General features: G+C 68.8%; 2 protein-coding genes. Both read right to left on the bottom strand.

What is annotated here, in order from left to right; all coding sequences use genetic code 11:
- On the bottom strand, positions 1-331 hold a 331-nt coding region (locus I0Q12_RS33760), incomplete at its 3' end, for an MlaD family protein (RefSeq protein ID WP_307846486.1).
- Positions 328-1,162, bottom strand: an 835-nt coding sequence (locus tag I0Q12_RS24320) for an MCE family protein (protein ID WP_231611342.1), incomplete at its 5' end; no start/stop codon positions are given. The genes I0Q12_RS24320 and I0Q12_RS33760, both read right to left, overlap by 4 nt.

The raw sequence follows: 1,162 nt of genomic DNA, 5'->3' as shown, positions 1-1,162 counted from the left end.
ACCGGGCGCCGAGCATGTCGCCGTAGCGCACCGCGGCCTGAACGTCGCGGGTGAGCACCTGATCGCCCTCGATCTCGACGGTCACCCGCGCGAGCGCAGCACCACCGTCGGCGTCGGCGACGTCGACCGCGTCGACCCGGCCGACCCGAACACCGGACAACGTGACGGGGTTGCCGACGTTGAGACCTTCGACGTCGGTGAATTCGAGGACGTAGTGGTCGGTGGAACCGCGGACCGGGACCGCGAGGGTGTTGAACACCAGGGATCCGCAGATCGCACCGACGGCGCAGTAACCGACGAGCGACACCATCTGGGAACGCTTCAGTTTCACGGGATCTGCACCTCGCTTCCACGGACGAGCGGGCCGAGGATGAACGTGAGCGCCGGGTTCAGCGCTGCGCCGGCCTCGTCGAGCGAGGCGGGGACGGTCGCCTCGGCCACACCGAGTGCGTCCTCGAGCAGACTCAGCGGTTCGGCTTCCTCGGGGCCGCCGACGATTCGCTTCGGCGCGTCGTAGGTGCCGTTGCCGGGACTGTTGCATTCGAGGCCGGTGAGCGGACCGTATACCGGGCAGTCCGCCGACGTGTACGGCATCGGATCGGCGAAGGACGGCACCGCGGTGATGTTGAACCGCCCGCTGGCGAAGACCCGTGCGCCGGCGTTGCCGAACAGTCCGGCGTTCTCGAGGGTTTCGTACAAGCCGCTCGGATTGGCGGCGGTCGTCGCGAGGATCGTCCCGATCGAGTCGGTGACGGTGATCATCGCGTCCCGGCGCTCACCGGCGAATCCGTCGACCGAGGCGGCGAGCAGCGTCGCCGCGCCGAAGGCATCGGCCAGCCGGTCACGGTTCTCGACGATCGCACCGGAGACCTCGGCCGCGGACGCGACCATGCCGACGATGTCCGGGGTGGCGTCCGACAGCGACCGCATCACCTCCACGAACTGCGGTGTGGTGTCGAGGAATTCGGCTGCGGCCGGGGCCATCTGATCGCTGACCGCGGCGAACCGGTCGATCGTGCGGCCGATGGTCTCGCCGTTGCCGTCGAGTGCGCTGCTCAGGGCGCTCAGAGCGACGGAGAGCTGGTCGGGGCGCATGTCGTCGAGCACGCCGGCCATTTTCGTGAACACGTCGTACATCGCAACGGCTTCCGGGCCGGAATCG

It is taken from the genome of Rhodococcus sp. CX, assembly GCF_015865005.1.
Taxonomy (GTDB): Bacteria; Actinomycetota; Actinomycetes; order Mycobacteriales; family Mycobacteriaceae; genus Rhodococcus.
The sequence above is the reverse complement of the archived record's forward strand: the minus strand, read 5'-3'. Positions and strand labels throughout refer to the sequence as shown.